This window comes from Bradyrhizobium sp. 199, assembly GCF_023073355.1.
In the GTDB taxonomy this organism is placed as follows: Bacteria; Pseudomonadota; Alphaproteobacteria; order Rhizobiales; family Xanthobacteraceae; genus Bradyrhizobium.
Window position 1 is genome coordinate 2,046,743 of the sequence record NZ_JADPJI010000005.1, and the last position, 20,279, is coordinate 2,067,021.

Genomic DNA, 20,279 nt, shown 5'->3' on the forward strand with positions numbered 1-20,279 from the left:
GCAAACCCTATGGCCTGATCGAAAAGTTCTCCGGCGGCCCCGCTTTCCGCAAGGGCTCTGCCAGCCGGGCGAACTCGCACAACAGCGAGCGCGTCTTGCGCGGATCGATGATCTCCTCGACCCAGAATTTTTCGGCCGAGCGGAACGGTGAGCGTAGCTTGTTGAGGCGCTCCTGGATTTCTTCCAGCTTCGCCGCCTTGTCCTCGGCCGCGTCGATGTCGGCGCGGTAGGCGGCCTCGATGCCGCCTTCGAGCGGGAGCGAGCCCCAATAGGCCGACGGCCACGCGTAGCGGATCGAGAAGCGATCGGCCGGCTGATGCACGACACCCGCAACACCGAAAGCGTTGCGCAAGATCACAGTGCACCAAGGCACGGTGGTCTGGTTGACCGCAGCCATGGCGCGGACGCCGTGACGGATGGTGGCCGCCTTCTCGGCATCGAGGCCGATCATGAAGCCGGGACAATCCATGAGATAGACGATGGGCAGATGGAAGGTCTCGGCGAAGTCGACCCAGCGCACCACCTTCTGACAGGCGTCTGCGGTCCAGGACCCGCCATAGTGAAAACTGTCGCTGGCGAGCAGCATCACCGCCCTGCCCTCGAGTCGCGCCAGTCCGACGATGAGGGGTTTGCCGAAGTTCTTGCCGACCTCGAAGAACGAACCCTTGTCGACGACGGACTCGATGATGGGCCGCATCTTGTAGACCTGCTTGCGGTTGCGCGGCACCGCGTTCAGCAGCGCTTCCTCGCTGCGCTCGGGTTTGTCGGCGCAGGGCAAGGTCGGCGGCAGCTCGTAGACCGACGAGGGCAAATAAGAGAGGAAGCGCCGCGCGCAGGCGAACGCCTCTTCCTCGGTATCGACGGCATGGTCGACCGCGCCGGCGCGGGTCTGGATGTCCGCGCCGCCGAGTTCTTCCTTGGAGAGGTCCTGCCCCAGCGCCTTCACCACCGGCGGCCCTGCGACGAACATCGCGGAGTTCCGCGTCATGATGGAATAATGGCTGGACGCGAGACGCGCGGCCCCTAAGCCCGCGACCGAGCCGAGGCCAAGAGCGACTACCGGCACGCGCGATAGATTCTCCGTCGTGAAGCGATACCAGCGCGTGCCACCGATGCCGCCCGGCAGATTGGCCGCGCCCTTGGTCTCGATGGTCTTGACCGAGCCGCCGCCGCCGGAGCCTTCGATGATGCGGATGATGGGCAGGCGGAAATCATGCGCCATCTCCTCCGCCATCAACGGTTTTGCCGAGATCGATGCGTCAGCGGAGCCGCCGCGCACGGTAAAGTCGTCGCCGACCACGACCACGGTGCGGCCATCGACGCGCGCGCGGCCGAACACGCAGTTCGCCGGCGTCAGTTTCTGCAACTCGCCGCTGGAATCGTACTCACCGATGCCGGAGACGGCACCGATCTCGTGGAAGCTGCCTCTGTCGATCAGCTTGTCGATACGCTCCCGAACAGTTAGCCGGCCCTGGTCATGCTGTCGCTTGACCTTGTCAACGCCGCCCATCTCCCGCGCGAAGGCTTCGCGCCGGGCGAGCTCGTCGAGTTCCGGCTTCCAGTTCATTCACTCCCTCCGAATTGATCGGCTTGTTATTGTTATGCACGGCCATCGCGACCGGCTTACGCGGGATGCGGTTGTTGAAGACGTCGCCTTCCGCGCCCTCGACCAGGCTGCCGAGCGAACGGCCGAGCTCGAGCATCAGTGGCGCGACTTCGGCATGGAGTCGCTCCTCGCCATACATCGCTGATAGAAGGCCGACCGTGACGACCACGAAGGTCTGGTACTGCGGTGACCAGATCGGCACCGCAAGCCCGTTGATGTGTGGGCTCCACAGGCCGCAGGCCACGACATAGCCGCGCTCGCGCAGCATGTGCCGGTTGGCTTCAATGCGCGGCTTCAGGATCTTCACGGCCTCGGGTGCTTCGCGTTCCATCTCCGCGATGAAGGCATCGCCGATTTCCGGCGCCAGCGCCGCGGTGTAGGCCGCGCCCGCGGCGGTCGAGGCCATCGAGATGCGGCTGCCGGTGCCCTCGTGCAGCCCAAGTGCGGTCGCCGAGCGCGCGAACAGGAGATAGACCAGATGGAAGCGATCGGGGATGACGAAGCCGACCGTCCCCGGCACTTGCTCGGCCACTTCCTGGAGCCGCTGGCGGATCATGCTGCGCAGCTGCGCGCCCTTCATCATGGAAGCGCTCATCGCCACCGCGCTGGGGCCGATGCGATATTTTTGATCACGCGGCAGATAGACCAATTGTCCCATCCGCGTCAGCGTGTGCGTGAGCCGCGACACCGTCGAGCGCGGCAGGCCGCAGCGATTTGAAATCTCGAGATTGCCGAGCCTACTATCGTGGCCCTCGAAGCATCGCAACACGTCGAACGCGCGCGAGACCACCTGGATGACATCTCCCTCGCCGGCATCGCCAGCGAGCACGCCTTGCCTACTCAACCGCTCGGATCGTCGTCCCATGTTCCCTACCACTGTGTTCCGCTGTGCGGAATTAAATTCCGCTTGCAGACGACGCTACCTCAGGCATTTTGCGACGACAACAAAAAGGCGACGGCATGCCAGAAATTAAGATCGTCACCGAGGTCGCGGGACGGATCTGCGCAACTCCCGTCCAAGTTGGAGGAACCGTTAGGGATGGCGATGAGATTGTGGTGGTCGAGGCGATGAAGATGGAAATACCGGTGCCCTCGCCTGCCAACGGCACGATCACATCACTTCTGGTGAAACTCGACGACATCGTTGCCGAGGGACAGGCGGTCGCTATTGTCGCGAGCTGAGTCCGTTACCCATCGTTTCCGCGACAATCTGTCGGAGGGCCTCTCGCACCGTCAGTTTGGCGATTGCGGGCGCCAAATGCGATAGCGCTACGCATGCGCGGTACGGCGTTGCCATCGCTTGTTCGCGGTGACATGATCCATCACAAACAAAATCTGTTTCAAACAAAGAATGAAAATCCTCGCGGCGAACGCGGGGAATGTTGGAGGGAAACATGCTTCGTGGGCTGATCATGCTTGCGCCTGCCTTGGTCGCAGGCATTTCTTTTGCGTCTACACGCTACTCGTTCGCCGAAGACGTCAAGCTGCCGGCGACACTGACCTTCACGGCCTATGACACCGGAACCGCCGGCTTCAACATCGCGGTGGGCGTCGGCAAGATGTTGAAGGACAAATACGGCTCCGACGTGCGCGTGCTCCCCGCAGGCAACGACGTCGCCCGGCTCGCGCCGCTGCGCGCCAAGCGCGCTGTGTCCGCGGCAATGGGATCGGGCGCCTATTTCGCGCAGGAGGGCGTGTTCGAATTCGGCGCCAGGGAATGGGGCCCGCAGCCGCTTCAGATCCTGCTCTCGTCCGTCGACTGCAATTGCGGCTCGCTGGGCGTGGCCGCCGACACCGGCGTGAAGGAGCTGAAAGACCTCAAGGGCAAGCGCGTCGGCTTCGTGGTCGGCTCGCCCGCACTGAACCAGAACTCGCTCGCGGTGCTCGCCTTCGCCGGCCTGACGCAAAAGGACGTCAAGGTCGTCGAATTCGCAAGCTACGGCGCGATGTGGAAAGGGCTGATCAACAACGACGTCGACGCCGCCTTCGGCACCACCATCACCGGTCCCGCCAAGGAGGCCGAGACTTCGCCGCGCGGCCTGATTTGGCCGCCGCTGCCGGCCAAGGACAAGGAAGGCTGGGCGCGGATGCAGAAGATCGGATCGTTCTTCTTCCCGCAGCTAGCTACCTGCGGCGCCGGCATCTCGCCGGACAAACCCGTCGAGCTCGGCAACTACCCCTACCCGATCTTCGTCACCTACGCCTCGCAGCCGGCCGACCAGGTCTATGCGATGACCAAGGCGATGGTCGTGAACTACGACGCCTACAAGGATTCCGCGCCCGGCGCCGGCGGTCTCGCGGCCGACCGCCAGACCAAGAACTGGGTGGTGCCGGTCCATCCCGGCGCGGTGAAGGCGCTGAAGGAAGCCGGACATTGGAGCGATGCCCAGGAGGCGCACAACAACAAGCTGATCAAGCGGCAGGAGGTGCTCGGCGCGGCATGGGCGGAGTACGGCAAGTCAAATCCGCCCGCGGATGACAAGGCGTTCCTCGACGGCTGGATGAAGACGCGCGCCGCCGCGCTTGCGAAGGCCGACATGCCGAACGGGTTCGATGAATAGACGCGGTGGGGTTGATCCCTACCGCGCCCACGGTGCGATCCCTCTCCCGCTTGCGGGAGAGGGTCGGGGAGAGGGTGTCTTCACTGGGAGATTCGCCCAGAGGAGAAAACCCTCACCCGGCGCTAGGCGCCGACCTCTCCCGAAAGCGGGAGAGGTTGAGCCCGCGGCTCCAACGATTCAAACAACTGCCATTCGTTTAATCTGCGTTCAACAGCCCACGCTTCGGGATCAATGATGTCTTCTGCTTCCACGATCACCGCAACGCAGGACGAGACCAAGCGCGTCGTGTTCGACGACCCGCACGGCGCCGCCGGCAACATGCAGGAAGCGGAGGTGACACGCGTGCGCACCCTGCGCGGTGCCTGGCGGTGGACGTTGATCGCAGCGACTGCGGCGACGATCCTGCTCTGCATCAACCAGCAATTCTCGCTCCGCTTCTTCATCGGCTACACCCAGCTCAACACGGAGTATTTCTATCTCCTGATCGCGCTGATGCTGCCCTTCACCTTCCTGATTTTCCCGGGCACGGAGCGCGCACCGCTCGATCGGATTCCCTGGTACGACCTGTTGCTCTTCGTCGCGACTTTTGCTGCAGCGCTGCTCCTGATGTCGAGCGTGCGCAAGGCGGCCGAGGCCGGCTGGGAGTTCGGCGGTGCGCCGAACAGCGTGATCGGCGCCGGCCTCGTGATGTGGGTCATGCTGATGGAGGCGCTGCGCCGCACCGGCGGCTGGAGCCTGCTCTTGAGCGTGCTCCCCTTCACCGTCTATCCGCTGTTCGCCGAATCCGGCTGGCTCGGCCCGTTCCGCGGCACGCAATCGACGCTGGAGCAGGCAACCGCCTATCACGTGCTGTCTGGCGAAAGCCTGCTCGGCATTCCCATCCAGGCCTTCGCCGACACCGTGATCGGCTTCCTCGTGTTCGGCACCGCGCTGATGATGACCGGCGCGGGCAAATTCTTCATCAACCTCTCCTTCGCGATGTGCGGAACGTTCCGCGGCGGCGCAGCGAAGGTCTGCATCTTTGCCAGCGGCCTTCTGGGCATGATGTCAGGCTCGATCATCTCCAACGTGCTGACCGCCGGCACCATGACCATCCCCGTCATGAAGAAGAGCGGCTTTCGCGCCTCCTATGCCGCCGCAATCGAGGCCTGCGCCTCGACCGGCGCGGTGCTGGCGCCGCCGGTAATGGGCGCCACCGCCTTCGTGATCGCCCAGTTCCTCAACGTCAGCTACGCCGAGGTCGCTCTCGCCGCGATCATTCCCGCCGTGCTCTATTACATCGGCCTGTTCATGCAGGTCGACGCCTACGCCGCGCGGCACGGGCTGAAAGGCATCCCGCGCGCCGAGCTGCCGCGCGTCATGGATACGATCAAGGACGGCTGGTACTACGTCTTCGTGATCGCGCTGCTGATCGTGATGCTGCTCTATTTCAAGCGCGAGAGCCACGCGCCGTTCTACGCCACCGCACTGCTGCTCGTGCTTAACCAGCTCTTCTCCAAGGACACGCGCTGGACGCTTGCGACCATCGGCAAATTCCTTGAGGTCAACGGGCGCACCTTCGTCGAGCTCGTCGGCATTCTCGCCGGCTGCGGCCTGCTGATCGGCGCATTCTCAATGACCGGCGTGGTGTCGAGCCTTGCCAACGACCTCTTGCATATTGCTGGGGACAATCCCTTCCTGCTGCTGGCGATGTGCGCTCTGACCAGCCTGATCCTGGGCCTCGGCCTGACGACGACGGCCTGCTACATCTTCCTCGCCATCCTGGTCGCGCCTGCGCTGGAGAAGCTCGGGCTCAACCGCATGGCGGTGCACATGTTCATCTTCTACTGGGGCATGCTGTCGTCGATCACCCCGCCGGTCGCGATCGCGTCGTTCGCCGCAGCCGGCATCGCCGGCTCCCCGGCGATGAAGACGGGCTGGGAATCGATGTGGGTCGGGAGCATCATCTATTTCCTGCCGTTCTTCTTCGTGCTCAATCCGGTGCTGGTGCTGCAGGGGCCGAGCCCCTATCTGGCCGCCCTCGGCCTGATGGGTCTTGCTGCGTTCGGGACGCTGTTTATCTGCGGCGGCATCCAGGGCTACCAGCCTTTCGTCGGCGACTTGCGAGGCGCCGGCGCCCTGGAATGGCCAATCCGCGTGCTGCTGGTGATCGGTGGCTTCGTGGTGGCGACACCGGGCGGCGGGATCATGCCACTGTCGCAGCTGCAGGTGACGCTGCTGGGCCTTGCCATCCTCGCGCCCACAATCTTGCTGGCGCTTGTCCTGATCCGGCGACAGACCATGGTGCCGGACGGGTTGCGCGCACCCTGATTGCGTTGCACAAGTGAGGCGATGACACCGCTCTCGCCTCTCGCCTCCGCCTGGACCAGCTCGAAGCCGCCCTTGCTGCGGTTTCTTGACAAGTGCCTCAACGAATTCTCCGCGGAGACCTCGGGCAGCGTCGCCGATTACATTCCCGAGCTGAGCAAGGCCGATCCTGCCTATTTCGGCATCAGCCTCGCGACGCTCGATGGTCACGTCTACGAGGTCGGCGACTCCAGGGAGCCCTTCACCATCCAGTCGATGTCGAAGCCGTTCGTGTTCGCGCTGGCACTGGACCTGCTCGGCGCAGGCAAGGTCGAGAGCGCGATCGGCGTCGAGCCGTCCGGCGATCCCTTCAACTCGATCCGGCTCAATTCCGAAAACCACCCGTTCAATCCGATGGTCAATGCCGGCGCGATCGCCTGCACCGGGCTGATCTACGACAGCAAGGGCGCGGAAGCCTTCGAGCAGATCCGCCTGGCGCTCGGCCGCTTTGCCGGACGCGAGCTCGCCCTGGACGAGGCCGTCTATGCCTCCGAAAGCCAGACCGGCGACCGCAACCGCGCTATCGGTTATCTGCTCAAGACCAACGCCGTGATATCGGACAACGTCGCGGCCGTGCTCGACGTCTATTTCCGGCAATGCGCCGTGCTGGTGACCGCGCGCGACATCGCGGTGATGGCGGCAACGCTTGCCAACCGCGGCGTCAATCCCGTCACGGGAGAGCAGGTGCTGAGCGCCTACGCGATCTCGCGCACGCTGTCGGTGATGACCTCGTCGGGCATGTACGACTATGCCGGCGAATGGATCTACCGCATCGGCATTCCCGCCAAGAGCGGCGTTGGCGGCGGCATTCTGGCGGCGCTCCCTGCCCGCCTCGGCCTCGGCAGCTATTCGCCCAAACTCGACAAGCACGGCAACAGCGTGCGCGGCATCAAGGTCTGCGAGGCGCTGTCCTCGCACTACGATCTGCACATGCTCAACCGCAGCGATGATGCCCGCAACGCCGTCATCGCCGATTACGATGTCGGCAAGAGCCCCTCCCGCCGCGTGCGCCGGCCGCAGGAGCGCGAGATTCTGGCCGCACATGAGCAGGAGGTGCGGGTCATCGAGCTGGTCGGCACGCTGTCGCTGTCGGCCGTCGACTACGTCTCGCGCCGGCTGGCGGGACGACCGCGGCCGCAGATCGTCGTGTTCGACCTGCACCGTGTCACCTCGACCACGCGCGCAGGCGCTCGGCTCGTCGCCGAAACCTTCGAGGAGCTCGCCGCGCTGAACGTGACCGTGGTGCTGTCAGGCGTTCGACGCGCCTCCAAGGAATGGGACAGTTTGCGGGAATGGACCGCCGAGCTGAAGAACGTCCGCGACTTCTACTTGCTCGACACCGCGATCGAATGGGCCGAGGACCAGATCGTCTACCGCTATGGCGGCTCGATCGATTTCCACGAGACCACCGAGCTTGCCGAGCAGCCGCTGCTATCGGGTCTGAGCGAGGAAGAGCTGACGGATCTCGCTTCGACCTGCACCATCCGAACCTTTCAGGCCGGCGCGAAGATCATCACCACGGGCGACCCCGCCGATACCCTGTTCTTCCTTCGCAGCGGTGCGGTGCATGTCACTCTGCCCGACGGCGTGCGGCTGGCGACGCTGACCGCGGGCATGGCCTTCGGAGAGATGGCACTGCTGGAGACGACGCGCTCGGCCGACGTCTTTGCAGACATGGCCGCGACCGCGTTCGAAGTGCCGCTAAAAGCGTTCGAACGCTTCCGCAAGCAGCACCCGCGTGCGAGCGAGCGCGTCATGCGCAACCTCGCGCAGCTCCTCGCCGATCGCCTGATCGTCGCCAACGCGAGGGTGGATATTCTGACGGCGACGTGAGCCGCGGCGGAAGTTCTTCACTTCTCCCGTAGGGAGAGTTGAACAGTGCGCTCGCCACTCATCCTGCCTCAGCGGCTCGCCGCCTCGCCCAGACGCCGCTTGGTCTTCGCCGCACTCTTCTCCAGCAGCTCGGACGGCTGCTGACCCGTCGCCGCGCAAAGACAGGCCCAGTAGTAGATGACATCGCCCAGCTCGTCGACGAGACCCGCCTTGTCGAGCCAGTCGTCGCGCAGGAGCTTCTTGATGTGGTCGGCGACCTCGCCAGCTTCGCTGGCAAGGCCGAGACCGAGATAGGACAGCCGCTCGTTGGACGGATGCTCATCGACCTTCGCAATGCTCGCGGCCCAGGCCGCATATTCATCGATCGTCATGAGCATCCCTCGCCGCGGATTTTGGATCAGCCCACCACTTCCGTCACGGGCTGGAGGTCGATCTCGAATGTCTCCAGGAACTTTGACGTCATGATGTAGAAGCCGACCGAGAGCTGCAGCTCGACCAATGCGGCCGGCGTCAGTTTTGATGCGATCGCCTTGAAGGTCGCGTCTGTCGGCTTCTTGAGATTGACGATCTCGTCGGTGAAGGCGAGCGCGGCGCGCTGCACCTCGTTGAAACACGTCGCCGCCTGCCAGTCTGCGAGCGCCTCGTTCTGCTCGTCGGTGACGCCGACATTCTTGCCGATCCGCTTGTGCGCGACGATCTCGTACGGCGCCTCGCACAATATGCCGGTGCGCGTGATCGCGAGCTCGCGCACGACCGGATCGAGCTGGCCCTTGTGCCGGATGGCGCCGCCCAGGCGGCAGTACTGCTCGAAATAGCTTGGGGAGTGCGCCATCATGCGGAAGATGTTGGCGTTGCGGTTCTTGTCGAGAATTTCGCGGGTACGATCGGATGCCTTGGACGGGTCGCTGTAGCTGATGCGGGCCATGATTTTCCTGAAATTTTCCCAGAGTTTTTGATGCTTTTTGTTGTCGTCCGCGCAAGTCCCCAAAGACTCTATTCGCGCGTCGACGCAGGAGCAACATTATCGAGTCAAATTGCCGCCGCATTGCTGATCGACCCTGACACAGTCGATATTTGCCGCGTGGGGACAATTCGCGGTGAGTACTCGCAAATGGGGTGTTCCGAGTAAAACAATTGGCCGTCGGGTGCGCTAGCCGCACAACGATGAGTCACGCCCAAGTCTAGGGAGAAAAGGCATGAAGGAAGCCACCAAGGGGGCGGCCTCGGGAGCGCTCGCGCATATGCTGGCGGTGACGGCGATGCTGGTCATCGCCAGCATCTTGTTCTACGGGCGCTAGAGTCTTGGTTTGCGCATGATCTTCTCGGAAAACCGCTTCACACTTTTCCGGATCATGCGCGCAGCGTTTTCGTCATTCCGGGGTGGCGCCTCGCACAGCGCCAGGCCCAGAATACCCGTTCCAGGCTCGGTCTTCGACCGCCCCCGAATGACGAATCCCGCTATTTGCTCTTGGCGAAGAACGGCACGAGCTTGCCGGCAAACGGCTTGAAGCTCGCAACAACCGAATCGCCTATCGCGAGATCATTCTCACCGTGGGCCATCATGCGAAAACCCTCGGCGCAATCGACCAGCAGGATGTTGTAGGGCACGTGCGCCCGCGTCTCTGATGTGGCGGCACGGCAGACCAGCGAAGTCGCGTAGACCCTGCCCTTGCCGCTGGCGCGCTGCGCGCGCGGCTCGGACGCGCCGCACGCCACGCAGAAGGCCCGGTGGAAATACTGCACATGGCCGCACGCGGCGCAGGTCTGAAAAATGATCGCCTGTTCGCCCTTGGTCCAGTCCGCCAGACGCTCGCTCATCGCACCTGCTCCAGGAACATGCTGACATGCGACGACAGCACGCCACCGTCGCCGTGCAGCAGCGCGATCGAGGCATCGCGCACCTGGCGATCGGCCGCCCGTCCCGTCATCTGCAAATGCGCCTCGACCAGATGCGCCATGGCGCCGCCGACGCCGCAATGGCCGTAGCTGAGCAGGCCGCCATGGGTGTTCAGCGGCATCGCGCCGTCGCGGCTGAAATGACCTGATCGCACGCGGGCAGCCGCCTCACCGCGGCCGGCAAGGCCGAGATCCTCCAGCAGCATCGCGAGCGTGATGGTGAAACTGTCGTAGATCGCGGCATAGCGCACGTCGGAGATCGCAAGGCCCGTCGCCTGCTTGGCACGCGCGATGGAAATCTCGGCCCCGAGCTCACTGAGCGCAGGCGCGGCCGTGACATGCTGATGGGTATGCGCCTGCGCGCAGCCGCGGATGCGGACGCCCGCCTCGCCGGTCCGCTCGCGACTGATGACCAAGGCCGCGCCGCCATCGGAGACCGGGCAGCAGTCGAGCAGTTTTAGGGGCATCGCCACCGGCTTCGAGGCCATGACGTCGGCAACGGTGATCGGGTCGTGGAATTGCGCGCCGGAATGGGTGCAGGCGTGCTTGCGCATCAGCACGGCGAACTCGGCGAGATCCTGTTCGGTCACGCCGTATTCGTGCATGTAGCGAGTGGCGACGAGGCCGTAATAGGCGGGAATGGTCGGGCCCAGCGGCACTTCGTAATCGGGATGGCCGACCTGCGCCAGCGCCTGGATCGAGGCGTCGCGGCTCTGTCCGGTGAGGCGGTTCTCGCCGGCGACGATCAGCACGTGGCGTGCGACGCCGGCTTCGACGAGATGATGGGCGAGCATGGTCATCGCGAGCCCGGTGGCGCCGCCGACCTGCACGGCGTGGGCGTAAGCGGGACGAATGCCGAAATGCTCGGCGAACACGGTTGCCAGCATGATGTGGGGCGAGACCGTGGAATAGCCGCAAAGAATGCCGTCGATATCGCTCCGTTTGACGCCGGCATCGTCCAGTGCAGCTTGCGCGGCCTTGCTCATCAGGTCGAGGGACGATGATCCTTCATGCTTGCCGAAAGATGTGAGGCCGACTCCGGTGATGAAGCTCATCGGTTTCTCCTGTCATTCCGGGGCGGTCCGAAGGACCGAGCCCGGAATCTCGAGATTCCGGGTTCGATGCTTACGCATCGCCCCGGAATGACGGGTGAGAGAGTCTTCATCTCTTCTCTCCTAATCCGGCAGCGAGCGAGTGACGCCATCGCGGACCATGGCGGCGATCTCGTCTTGGGAATAGCCAACCTCGCGCAAGATCTCCGTGCCGTGCTCGTTGAGGCGCGGCGCCAACCGCACCGGCTCGGCCTCGGTCTCGGACCAGGTCGCCGTCACCTTCATGCTGCGAATTGGTCCTTCCGTCGGATGCTCGACGACTGGGAAGAAATTCGTCGCCTCGAGATGCTCATCGTGCAGCATCGAGGCGAGATCGTGCATCGGCATGACGGGCACGTCGGCCTTGGTGAGCAGGTCGATCCACTCGGCCGTAGTGCGCGTCTCGAAGATGCGCGCGAGTTCGGCATAGACCACGTTGATGTTGGCGGCGCGCCCCGCGAAGGTCGCAAATTTGGGATCGGCGCGCAGGTCGTCGCGCGCGGTCGCCTTGAAGAAATTCTCCCACTGCTTGTCGTTGTAGACGATGACGCTGAGATAGCCGTCCGACGTCTTGTAAGGGCGGCGGTCGCGCGACAGGTGGCGGGCATAGCCGCCCTTGTCGAGCGGCGGCTCATAGGTGAGCCCGCCCATGTGATCGCCCATGACGAAGCCGGCCATGGTCTCGAACATCGGGATGTCGACGCGCTGGCCGCGGCCGGTGCGGTCGCGGTGCACCAGGCTGGCGCAAATCGCGCCGACCGCGGTGAGACCGACGATGCGGTCGACCAGCGCGTTCGGCACGTAGCGCGGTGTGCCGTCGCCGGTCTGCGCCATCAAGGCCGGCAGAGCCGTGGCGCCCTGGATCAGGTCGTCATAGGCGGGTTTTGCCGCATAGGGTCCGTCCTGGCCAAAGCCGAACACGCCGGCATAGACCAGGCGCGGATTGATTGCTGAGACGACATCGTAGCCGAGCTGGAGCCGTGCCATCGCCTGCGGGCGGACGTTGTAGACGAGGACGTCGGCGTCCTTCAGCAACCGCAGCACGGCCTCGCGGCCCACAGGCTTCTTCAGGTCGAGGCAGATCGAGCGCTTGCTGCGGTTGGTGTTGAGAAACACCGGCCCCATGCCGGCGTGACGCATCGGGCCAATCAGGCGGGTGACGTCGCCGTCGAGCGATTCCACCTTGATGACGTCGGCACCGTAGTCGCCGAGCATCTGGGTCGCATAGGGCCCCATCAGCACGGTGGTCATGTCGACGACCTTGATGCCCTTCAGCGGCCCCATCACTCGCTCCCGATTGCGCTTGGGGCTCAAGGCGCGGCCCCGCGATTTCGGTCCAGCTAACGGCAGCGAGATCGCGCGCGCAAGGGCGGCCGGCGTATGGCCGCATGCGCCGCGCGGCGATATCGGCCGCTATTTCTTCTGGCGGGATTCGCGGATCTTGAGCAGCCGGTCGAGTTCGTCATTCTGCTGGTTGATCCGGTCGGCGATGCGCGACTCGTTCTGCTCGCCCGAGGCCGCCGCGGCCTGCTCGATGAGCTGGCGGATATTGTCCTCGAGGATCGCGATGCGATCGTTGAGTGCGTCCATCGACAGTGAGGTTTCGTAGTCAGCGCTCATGATGCATTCCCTGCAAATCTATCAGGAGCCATAGGATGGGCAGAGCGAAGCGTGCCCACCATGATCCAGCGCAAAGAAAGACGGTGGGCACGGCGCTTTCGCGCCTTTGCCCACCCCTACTACTTCAGCGGCTCCAGCACGGAGACGTAGTTGGCGACTGCGGCACCGCCCATGTTGAAGATGCCGCCGAGTTTGGCGTTCTTGAGCTGCATGCCCTCGGGCGCCTGGCCTGCGAGCTGCATCGCGGTCATCACATGCATGGAGACGCCGGTGGCGCCGATCGGATGGCCCTTGGCCTTCAGACCACCGGACGGATTGACCGGCAGCTTGCCGTCCTTCAGCGTCCAGCCTTCCTTGATCGCGCGGGCGCCCTGCCCCCTCGGCGTCAGGCCCATCGCTTCGTACTCGATCAGCTCGGCGACGGTGAAGCAGTCATGGGTCTCGACAAAGGAGAGATCGGACAGCGTCACGCCGGCCTTCTCCAGCGCGCGCTGCCAGGCGACCGTGCAGCCCTCGAACTGGAGGATGTCGCGCTTGGACATCGGCAGGAAGTCCTGGGCGTGCGCGGTGGCGCGGAAGCCGATCGACTTGGTCATGGCCTTGGCGGTCTCGGCACCGGCCAAAACCAGCGCGGCGGCGCCGTCGGAGACCAGCGAGCAGTCGGTGCGCTTCAGGGGACCGGCGACGTAAGGATTCTTCTCACTCTCGGCGCGGCAGAAATCGAAGCCAAAATCCTTGCGCATCTGGGCGAAGGGATTGGCGACGCCGTTCTTGTGGTTCTTGGCCGCGATCAGCGCCAGTGCATCCGACTGGTCGCCGTATTTCTGGAAGTAGGAGCTGGCGATCTTGCCGAAGACGCCGGCAAAGCCGCCGACGGTGTCGCCGTCCTCAGGCAGATAGGACGCCTTGAGCAGGTTCTTGCCAATCTCCGCGCCAGGCGTGCGCGTCATCTGCTCGACGCCAACGACCAGCACGATCTTGGCGGCGCCTGCGGCAATCGCGCGCAGGCCTTGGTGCACGGCGGCCGAGCCGGTGGCGCAGGCATTCTCGACGCGGGTCGCGGGTTTGAAGCGCAGCTTCGGGTCGGCCTGGAGCACCAGGGAGGCGGTAAAATCCTGCGCCGAGAAGCCGGCATTGAAATGGCCGAGCACGATCTCGTCGACGTCGCCGGCCGAAATGCCGGCATCGGCCAGCGCCTCGTTGGCAACGCGCGTGACGAGGCTTTCGACGGTTTCGGTGTCGAACTTGCCGAACGGCGTATGCGCCCATCCGACGATGCTGGCGGTCATGGTGTTCTCTCCCTGAAGTCTTGTCCTGAGCTAAGTCTTAGCCCAGGGATGGCAAGACTTCACGTGGCTTTCAGGGCCGTGAGGGTGCGCTGGCAGATGGCAGTTATGCCGGCCCAGTTCCCGGCCTTGATCTCCGCGGTCGGACACAGCCAGGAACCGCCGACCGCGACCACGTTGGGCTCGGCGAGCCAGCTTGCGGCATTGGCCTCGCCGACCCCGCCGGTCGGGCAGAACCGCACGTTCGGGAAGGGTCCCGCGAGCGCGCGCAGGCCTTTGATGCCGCCGGCCTGCTCGGCCGGAAAGAACTTTGCGACGTCGAAGCCGTGCGACAGCGCCATCATCAACTCGGACGCCGTGGCGATGCCCGGGGCGAACGGCAAGGAGCTGTGGGCTGCCGCCTTCAGGAGATCGGGTGTCAGGCCCGGGCTGATGCCGAAGGCGACGCCAAGCTTCTCGACACGGGTGAAGTCGGCCGGATTGAGGATGGTGCCGATACCGACGACAGCCTCGGGCACTTCCGCCATCATCGCCCGCGCGGCCTCGATCGCTATGGGGGTGCGCAGTGTCACCTCCAGCGTGCGGACGCCGCCGGCGACGAGCGCGCGCGCCAGCGGCACGGCGTCCTGGATGCGCTCGATAGTGAGGACGGGAATGACGGTCGCTGCCTTGAACAGCGCGACGAGGTGGTTCTGTTGGGCACTCGTGGGCATAGGGTCTCAATTCACTTGGTCGCTTGACGTGAGGTCGCCGGCCGGTGCCGTTTCTTCGGGGGCATGGCATAGCCCGGAATAATGGCGCCAGGATAGCAGATCACGAGGCTGGCGAGGCGATGCCCGGCCTGGGCCGCCTCGACCGGATCGGAACCGGCGAGCCGGGCGGCAATATAGGCCGCAGCAAAGCTGTCGCCGGCCGCCGTGGTGTCGACGACGGGTTTGGTCATGGGTTCGGCGCGGACCTCGTGGGTGCCGCCGGGGAAGCGCAAGAGGCTCACCGGCTCGGCCAGCCGGAATACCAGCTCGGGCGTGGGAATGCGCGCCATCAATTGCTCGTGGCTCTCGCCGGGATAGAGCGCGAGCAGATCCTCGGTCGAGGTCAGCACGATGTCGGCGGCCGCAAACGCCGCGGCAAACACCTCGCGCGCGACATCGCGGTCCGGCCATCCCCGCGCGCGAAAGTTCGTATCGAACACGAAGCGGGTGCCGAGCAGGCGCGCGCGCTTGATCGCCGCGAACAGGCGATCGCGCCCCGAAGCATCATAGATCGAGAGCGTGATCGCGGATAGATAGACGACGTCGTAGCTCATCAGCGAGTTGAGCAGCTCGTCGGTTTCCGGCAGGCTCATCAGCTGCCGCGCCGCCGCGCTGTCGCGCCAGTGAAAGAACTGGCGCTCGCCCTTCGCATCGAGCTGGATCATGTAAAGGCCAGGCAGCTTGCCCGCCAGCCGCACGACACGCCTCGTGCCGACGTTTTCCGCATTCCAGGCCGCGATCATCTCGTCGCTGAGGCCGTCGTCGCCGAGTGCGGTGAGATAGTCGACCTTGACCTCGAGCCGCGCGAGATACACGGCGGTGTTGAGGGTATCACCGCCGAAGCCGCGCGAGTAAAGGCCGCCGCCCTGCGCGGCAGACGCGCCGCCTTGGGCCTGCCGGAGCTCGACCATGCATTCGCCGATGCAAGCAACGCTCGCCATCACCAGGGCCCGCTCTGTCAGAGATCAGGCGACGAAGTTGCCGCCGAGCTCGTCTTCGATGTGAATGCGGATGATGTCGTCGAAGGTCTTCTCGGCCGTGGTGAAGCCGAGCTCGAGCGACCGCTTCGCATTGAAATTGCGCGGCCAACCGCCGACGATGCCGACGATGAAGGGATCAGGCTCGCGCTTGATGCGTGCAGCGACCTTTTCACCCGCAACGCGCTTCAACGCGGCGATCTGCTCGCCGACCGTCGCCGACAGGCCTGGCATGGTCAGATTGCGGCGCGGGCCCACCGCGGCAAGGTCCATGGTGCCGGCGTGGAGCAGGAAGCCGACCGCCGAGCGCGGTGTGGCGTGCCAGTGACGAACGTCCTCGGAGACGGGAAGCACCACTTCCTTGCCTGCCAGAGGTTCGCGCAGGATGTTGGAGAAGAAGCCCGATGCCGCCTTGTTGGGCAGGCCGGGCCGGATGCAGATGGTCGGCAGGCGGATGCCGATGCCGTCGAGGAAGCCGCGGCGCGAATAGTCCGCCAGCAGGAGTTCGCCGATCGCCTTTTGGGTGCCGTAGCTCAGCAGCGGCGTGTGGAAGAATTCATCGCCGATCGCGTCCGGGAACGGCGCGCCGAACACCGCGATCGAGGACGTGAAGACCACGCGCGGCTTGTAGCCGCCGCCAACGAGCCTGACGGCGTCGAGCAGCATGCGGGTGCCGTCGAGATTGATGCGGTAGCCCTTGTCGAAATCGAGCTCGGCTTCGCCGGAGACGATGGCGGCCAGATGGAAGATCACGTCCGGGCGGCCGGCGATCAGCTTTTCGGCAGCCCCCGGCACGGCGAAATCGCCCGACACCGTCTCGACGGGGAAACCAGCATTCTCCGGCTTCTTCGGCTCGATCACGTCATGCATGGTCAGCTTCGTGATGTCGCTCTTGCCGAGCCGGCCGTCGCGCAACAGCCGTTCACACAATTTGCGGCCGACCATGCCGGCGGCGCCGAGAACCAGAATGTGCAAGAGCTTAACTCCTTCTTATTGGCCGGAACGCGCAGGCCTCCGGCGGCGCTCCCGTGGCAGACCCCGCGATCACTCCTTCACGGCGCCGGTCATCGCGGACACATAATGCTCCACGAAGAAGGCGTAAAGGATGACGAGCGGCAGCGAGCCGGCCAGGGCACCCGCCATCAGCGAACCCCAGCGGTAGATGTCACCATCCACGAACTCGTTGACGATCGCGACCGGCACCGTCTTGTTGCTGGTCGACTGCAGGAAGGTCAACGCGTAGATGAACTCGTTCCAGCACAGCGTGAAGCAGAAGATGAAGGCCGAGATCAGGCCGGGAATTGCGAGCGGCAGGACGATCTTGGTCAGGATCTGCCAGCGGCTCGCCCCGTCGATCAGCGCGCACTCCTCGAGCTCGAACGGGATGGTCTTGAAGTAGCCCATCAGCAGCCAGGTCGAGAACGGGATCAGGATGGTTGGATAGGTCAGGATCAGCGCCAGCGGCGAGTCGAACAGGCCGTACTGAAACACGACGGTGGCGAGCGGAATGAACAGGATCGACGGCGGCACCAGATAGGCGAGGAAGATCAGCCCACCGACGAGATTGGCGCCCTTATAGCGCAGGCGCACGATGGCGTAGGCCGCGAGCACCGATGCGATGATCGAGAGCATCGTGGCGCAGATCGCCACGTACATGGTGTTCCAGAGCCAATACGGATAGTAGCTCTCGAACAGCAGCTTGTGGAAATGCTTGAAGGTCGGATTCCAGGTCCAGAACGGGTTGAACCTCTCGAGATCGAGCAACTGGTCGTCCGGCTTCACTGAGGTGAGCGCCATCCAGTAGAACGGAAACAGGAGGACCACGACGATGATCGTGAGCGGGAAATACAGCGTCACAAGCCGGCGCGGAACCGACTGCAGATAGCTCATGCCCTCGCTATGATCGTCCTTCGCCGCCGTCGGAGAGGACCCAGATAGCACGGCCTTGAGATCAATCGACCTGGTCGGCAGATCAGTCATTGTTCTCTCCCTGCTGCCATTTCCTGCGCTGCAGGCCGAACCACGACACCATGATTGCTGCGAGCAGGAAGGGGATCATGGCGCTCGAGATCGCAGCCCCCTCACCCAACTGTCCCGCAATGATCGCGCGCTGGTAAGACAGCGTCGCCATCAGATGGGTGGCGTTGACGGGGCCGCCGCGCGTCATCGCCCAGATCAGCTGGAAGTCGGTGAAGGTAAACAGCACCGAGAAGGTCATCACGACGGCGATGATCGGCGTCAGCAGCGGATAGGTGATGAAGCGGAAATTCTGCCAGCGCGTGGCGCCGTCGAGTGTTGCGGCTTCATAGAGCGACGGCGACACCGTCTGCAGGCCGGCGAGCAGCGTGATCGCTACGAACGGCACGCCGCGCCAGATGTTGGCGAAGATCACGCAAATGCGCGCCCAGGTCGTGTCGCCGAGAAAATTGATGTTCTGATTGATCAGGCCGAGATGCTTCAGCGACCAGGAGATGATGGAGAACTGCGAATCGAAGATCCACCAGAACGCCAGTGCCGAGAGCACCGTCGGCACGATGAAGGGGATCAAGACCATGGCGCGCAGCATCGCCTTGAACGGCATATTCTCGTTCAGCAGCAGTGCGAGATAGAGCCCGATCGCAAATTTGATGGCGCTCGCGACGAAGGTGTAGAGCAGTGTGTTGAACACCGACAGCCAGAAGATGGAGTCGTCCCAGAGCCACTCATAGTTCTCGGTGCCGACGAACTGCCCGACCCTGCCGATGCGGGTGTCGGTGAAGGACAGCCAGATACCGAGCCCCAGCGGATAGGCCAGGAAGAAGATCAGGAACGCCATGGCCGGCACCATGAACCAGAAGCCGAGCCAGTTGCGGTTGTGTTTGAGCTGGGTCCAGGCGTTGGCCTCGATCATCTGAGGCTTGGCCCGGGGAATTGCGACATCAGCCATGCCCGATATCCCTGATCGAAATGTTGACGAGCGGGCGGCGCGACTGCCGCCCGCTCGGTGACCTTCAGCGATAGATGCGCTTCAGCTGGCGCTCGGCTTCAGCCATCGCGCCCTTCGCATCCTTCGTGCCGGTGCAGTAGTTGGCGAACATGTCGACGACAATGAAGTCGGCAATTGCAGTTGCCGCCTTTTCGCCAACCGTGCCGATACCGGACGCCGGCAGCGTGCGCTTGGACGCCTGCGAGAACACGGCGTTTTTGGGATCCGCCGTCCAGACCGGCGCCGATTCATAGGCATTCAAGGTTTGCGTCAGGTAGCCCTGCGCGCCGTCCAGCCACTTTTCGTAGTTCTCCTTCTCCAGCATGAAGGCGACGAAGGCCTTTGCGGCGTTCGGGTATTTGGTGAAGTTGAAAGCGAGGATCGGCAGCGCAAGCTGCAACTCGCTCGGCTTGCCGACCGGTCCGACCGGCCAGAGCGCGTGATAGGTATCAGCAGCAAGGTCCTTCTTGCTCGCATCGGTCTTGGCAGCCACGTAGATCGAGATGCCGTTCGCGGTGCAATAGAGCTCGCCGGCGAGGAACGCCTTGTTGTTGGAGGAATCGTTCCAGGATGCCGTCCCCGGAATGAAGGCATCGAACAGCGCCTTGCAATATTCCAGCGCCTTCGCCGTCTCCGGCGAATTGATGATGATCTTGTCGTTCTGGTCGACGGTGTAGGCGCCGTGTCCCCACAGCACCCAGTGCAGCCAGGAATTACCGTCGCCCGACGCATGCCCGAGCGCGAAGCCGGCCGGCGTGTTGTTCGCCTTCAGGGCCTTGCACATCTCGAGGAAGCTGGGGAAATCCTTCGGGAATTCCTTGAAGCCCGCCTTGTCGAGCGCCGACTTGCGGTACGTCATGTAGCCGCCGTTGGTCGCAACGGGAATGCCGAGCCAGTCGTTGCCTTGCATGCAGGTCTTGGCGGCCGCATCGGTCCAGCCGCCGTATTTCTTGCCGAGATAATCGGCGACGTCGTTCATCTTCAGCACTTTGGTGGGGAACAGTTGCGGCAGCGTATGCAAGCCCCAGGCGAGATCGAGGCCGGAGCCGGTATTGGCTGCAACGGAGGCCTTCGGCTGCACGTCCTCGAAGGATTCGCTGAACACGTTCATCTCGGTGCCGGTCGCAGCCTTGAACGCCGCGACCATCGCGTTGAACGCATCGTCTTCCGCCGGCACGAAGCGCTTCCATCGCATCACGGTCAGCTTGGCGCCGGGCTCCGCCTTCCAGGGCGCGCTCTGCGCCCAGGCTTTCGCGAAATCGAACAGCGCCGGCCCGGTGAGCATGCCGGTTGCAGCCAGTGCCGTTCCGCCTTGAATCAGAGTCCGGCGGGTAAAGTCTTGCATG

19 protein-coding genes are annotated in these 20,279 nt (G+C 64.1%); 4 read left to right on the forward strand and 15 right to left on the reverse strand.

The genetic code is table 11. The features are described 5' to 3' along the window. Nucleotides 1-7: 7 nt before the first annotated feature. The gene (locus IVB28_RS18475; RefSeq protein ID WP_247527991.1) at nucleotides 8-1,567 is read right to left on the reverse strand and encodes a carboxyl transferase domain-containing protein; all 1,560 of its coding nucleotides are present in this window, start codon (nucleotides 1,565-1,567) and stop codon (nucleotides 8-10) included. After that, entirely contained in the window at nucleotides 1,497-2,471 is a 975-nt protein-coding gene (locus IVB28_RS18480) for a helix-turn-helix domain-containing protein (protein ID WP_247527992.1), read from the reverse strand. The genes IVB28_RS18475 and IVB28_RS18480 overlap by 71 nt, the downstream gene beginning before the upstream one ends. Before the next feature lie 95 nt (nucleotides 2,472-2,566). Between IVB28_RS18480 and IVB28_RS18485 the strand changes: the two genes are divergently transcribed. The 4 genes from IVB28_RS18485 to glsA all read left to right on the forward strand — a co-directional run bounded on the left by IVB28_RS18485 (nucleotide 2,567) and on the right by glsA (nucleotide 8,346). Next, nucleotides 2,567-2,788: an acetyl-CoA carboxylase biotin carboxyl carrier protein subunit gene (locus IVB28_RS18485; protein WP_247527994.1), complete on the forward strand. Its 222-nt coding sequence runs from the start codon at nucleotides 2,567-2,569 to the stop codon at nucleotides 2,786-2,788. A 212-nt stretch (nucleotides 2,789-3,000) separates the two neighbouring features. Beyond that, the gene (locus IVB28_RS18490; protein WP_247527996.1) at nucleotides 3,001-4,167 is read left to right on the forward strand and encodes a TAXI family TRAP transporter solute-binding subunit; all 1,167 of its coding nucleotides are present in this window, start codon (nucleotides 3,001-3,003) and stop codon (nucleotides 4,165-4,167) included. A gap of 234 nt (nucleotides 4,168-4,401) precedes the next feature. Next, nucleotides 4,402-6,477, forward strand: coding sequence for a TRAP transporter permease (locus IVB28_RS18495; RefSeq protein ID WP_247527998.1), 2,076 nt, complete (start codon nucleotides 4,402-4,404; stop codon nucleotides 6,475-6,477). Nucleotides 6,478-6,498: 21 nt separating this feature from the next. Further along, a complete protein-coding gene (gene glsA / locus IVB28_RS18500) occupies nucleotides 6,499-8,346 on the forward strand; it encodes a glutaminase A (RefSeq protein ID WP_247527999.1) in 1,848 nt (615 codons plus the stop codon). Nucleotides 8,347-8,414: 68 nt separating this feature from the next. Here the strand turns inward: glsA and IVB28_RS18505 are convergent, their stop codons facing one another. From IVB28_RS18505 to IVB28_RS18565, 13 genes are all read right to left on the reverse strand, one after another. After that, on the reverse strand, nucleotides 8,415-8,717 hold the full coding sequence (locus tag IVB28_RS18505) for a nucleoside triphosphate pyrophosphohydrolase family protein (protein ID WP_247528001.1): 303 nt from the start codon (nucleotides 8,715-8,717) through the stop codon (nucleotides 8,415-8,417). Nucleotides 8,718-8,743: 26 nt separating this feature from the next. After that, on the reverse strand, nucleotides 8,744-9,271 hold the full coding sequence (locus tag IVB28_RS18510; RefSeq protein WP_247528003.1) for a carboxymuconolactone decarboxylase family protein: 528 nt from the start codon (nucleotides 9,269-9,271) through the stop codon (nucleotides 8,744-8,746). Between the two features lie 533 nt (nucleotides 9,272-9,804). Further along, on the reverse strand, nucleotides 9,805-10,164 hold the full coding sequence (locus tag IVB28_RS18515) for an OB-fold domain-containing protein (protein WP_247528004.1): 360 nt from the start codon (nucleotides 10,162-10,164) through the stop codon (nucleotides 9,805-9,807). Further along, nucleotides 10,161-11,297, reverse strand: coding sequence for a thiolase family protein (locus tag IVB28_RS18520; RefSeq protein ID WP_247528006.1), 1,137 nt, complete (start codon nucleotides 11,295-11,297; stop codon nucleotides 10,161-10,163). The genes IVB28_RS18515 and IVB28_RS18520 overlap by 4 nt, the downstream gene beginning before the upstream one ends. 120 nt (nucleotides 11,298-11,417) lie before the next feature. Next, nucleotides 11,418-12,617, reverse strand: a complete 1,200-nt coding sequence (locus tag IVB28_RS18525) for a CoA transferase (protein WP_247528007.1) — start codon at nucleotides 12,615-12,617, stop codon at nucleotides 11,418-11,420. A gap of 129 nt (nucleotides 12,618-12,746) precedes the next feature. Next, nucleotides 12,747-12,953 (reverse strand): hypothetical protein, encoded by a 207-nt coding sequence (locus IVB28_RS18530; protein WP_247528008.1) that lies wholly within the window; start codon nucleotides 12,951-12,953, stop codon nucleotides 12,747-12,749. Between the two features lie 119 nt (nucleotides 12,954-13,072). Next, nucleotides 13,073-14,242, reverse strand: coding sequence for an acetyl-CoA acetyltransferase (locus IVB28_RS18535; RefSeq protein ID WP_247528009.1), 1,170 nt, complete (start codon nucleotides 14,240-14,242; stop codon nucleotides 13,073-13,075). 59 nt (nucleotides 14,243-14,301) lie between these two features. Beyond that, a complete protein-coding gene (gene eda / locus IVB28_RS18540; protein ID WP_247528010.1) occupies nucleotides 14,302-14,952 on the reverse strand; it encodes a bifunctional 4-hydroxy-2-oxoglutarate aldolase/2-dehydro-3-deoxy-phosphogluconate aldolase in 651 nt (216 codons plus the stop codon). A gap of 11 nt (nucleotides 14,953-14,963) precedes the next feature. Further along, nucleotides 14,964-15,932: a sugar kinase gene (locus IVB28_RS18545; RefSeq protein WP_247528011.1), complete on the reverse strand. Its 969-nt coding sequence runs from the start codon at nucleotides 15,930-15,932 to the stop codon at nucleotides 14,964-14,966. 24 nt (nucleotides 15,933-15,956) lie between these two features. Beyond that, nucleotides 15,957-16,943, reverse strand: a complete 987-nt coding sequence (denD, locus tag IVB28_RS18550; RefSeq protein WP_247528012.1) for a D-erythronate dehydrogenase — start codon at nucleotides 16,941-16,943, stop codon at nucleotides 15,957-15,959. A 69-nt stretch (nucleotides 16,944-17,012) separates the two neighbouring features. Further along, nucleotides 17,013-17,948: a carbohydrate ABC transporter permease gene (locus tag IVB28_RS18555; protein WP_247528013.1), complete on the reverse strand. Its 936-nt coding sequence runs from the start codon at nucleotides 17,946-17,948 to the stop codon at nucleotides 17,013-17,015. Further along, on the reverse strand, nucleotides 17,941-18,894 hold the full coding sequence (locus IVB28_RS18560; RefSeq protein WP_247528014.1) for a sugar ABC transporter permease: 954 nt from the start codon (nucleotides 18,892-18,894) through the stop codon (nucleotides 17,941-17,943). Before IVB28_RS18560 ends, IVB28_RS18555 begins: the two co-directional genes overlap by 8 nt. A 64-nt stretch (nucleotides 18,895-18,958) precedes the next feature. Next, complete coding sequence (locus IVB28_RS18565; protein ID WP_247528015.1) at nucleotides 18,959-20,278, reverse strand: ABC transporter substrate-binding protein; 1,320 nt, start codon at nucleotides 20,276-20,278, stop codon at nucleotides 18,959-18,961. Nucleotide 20,279 lies beyond the last annotated feature (1 nt).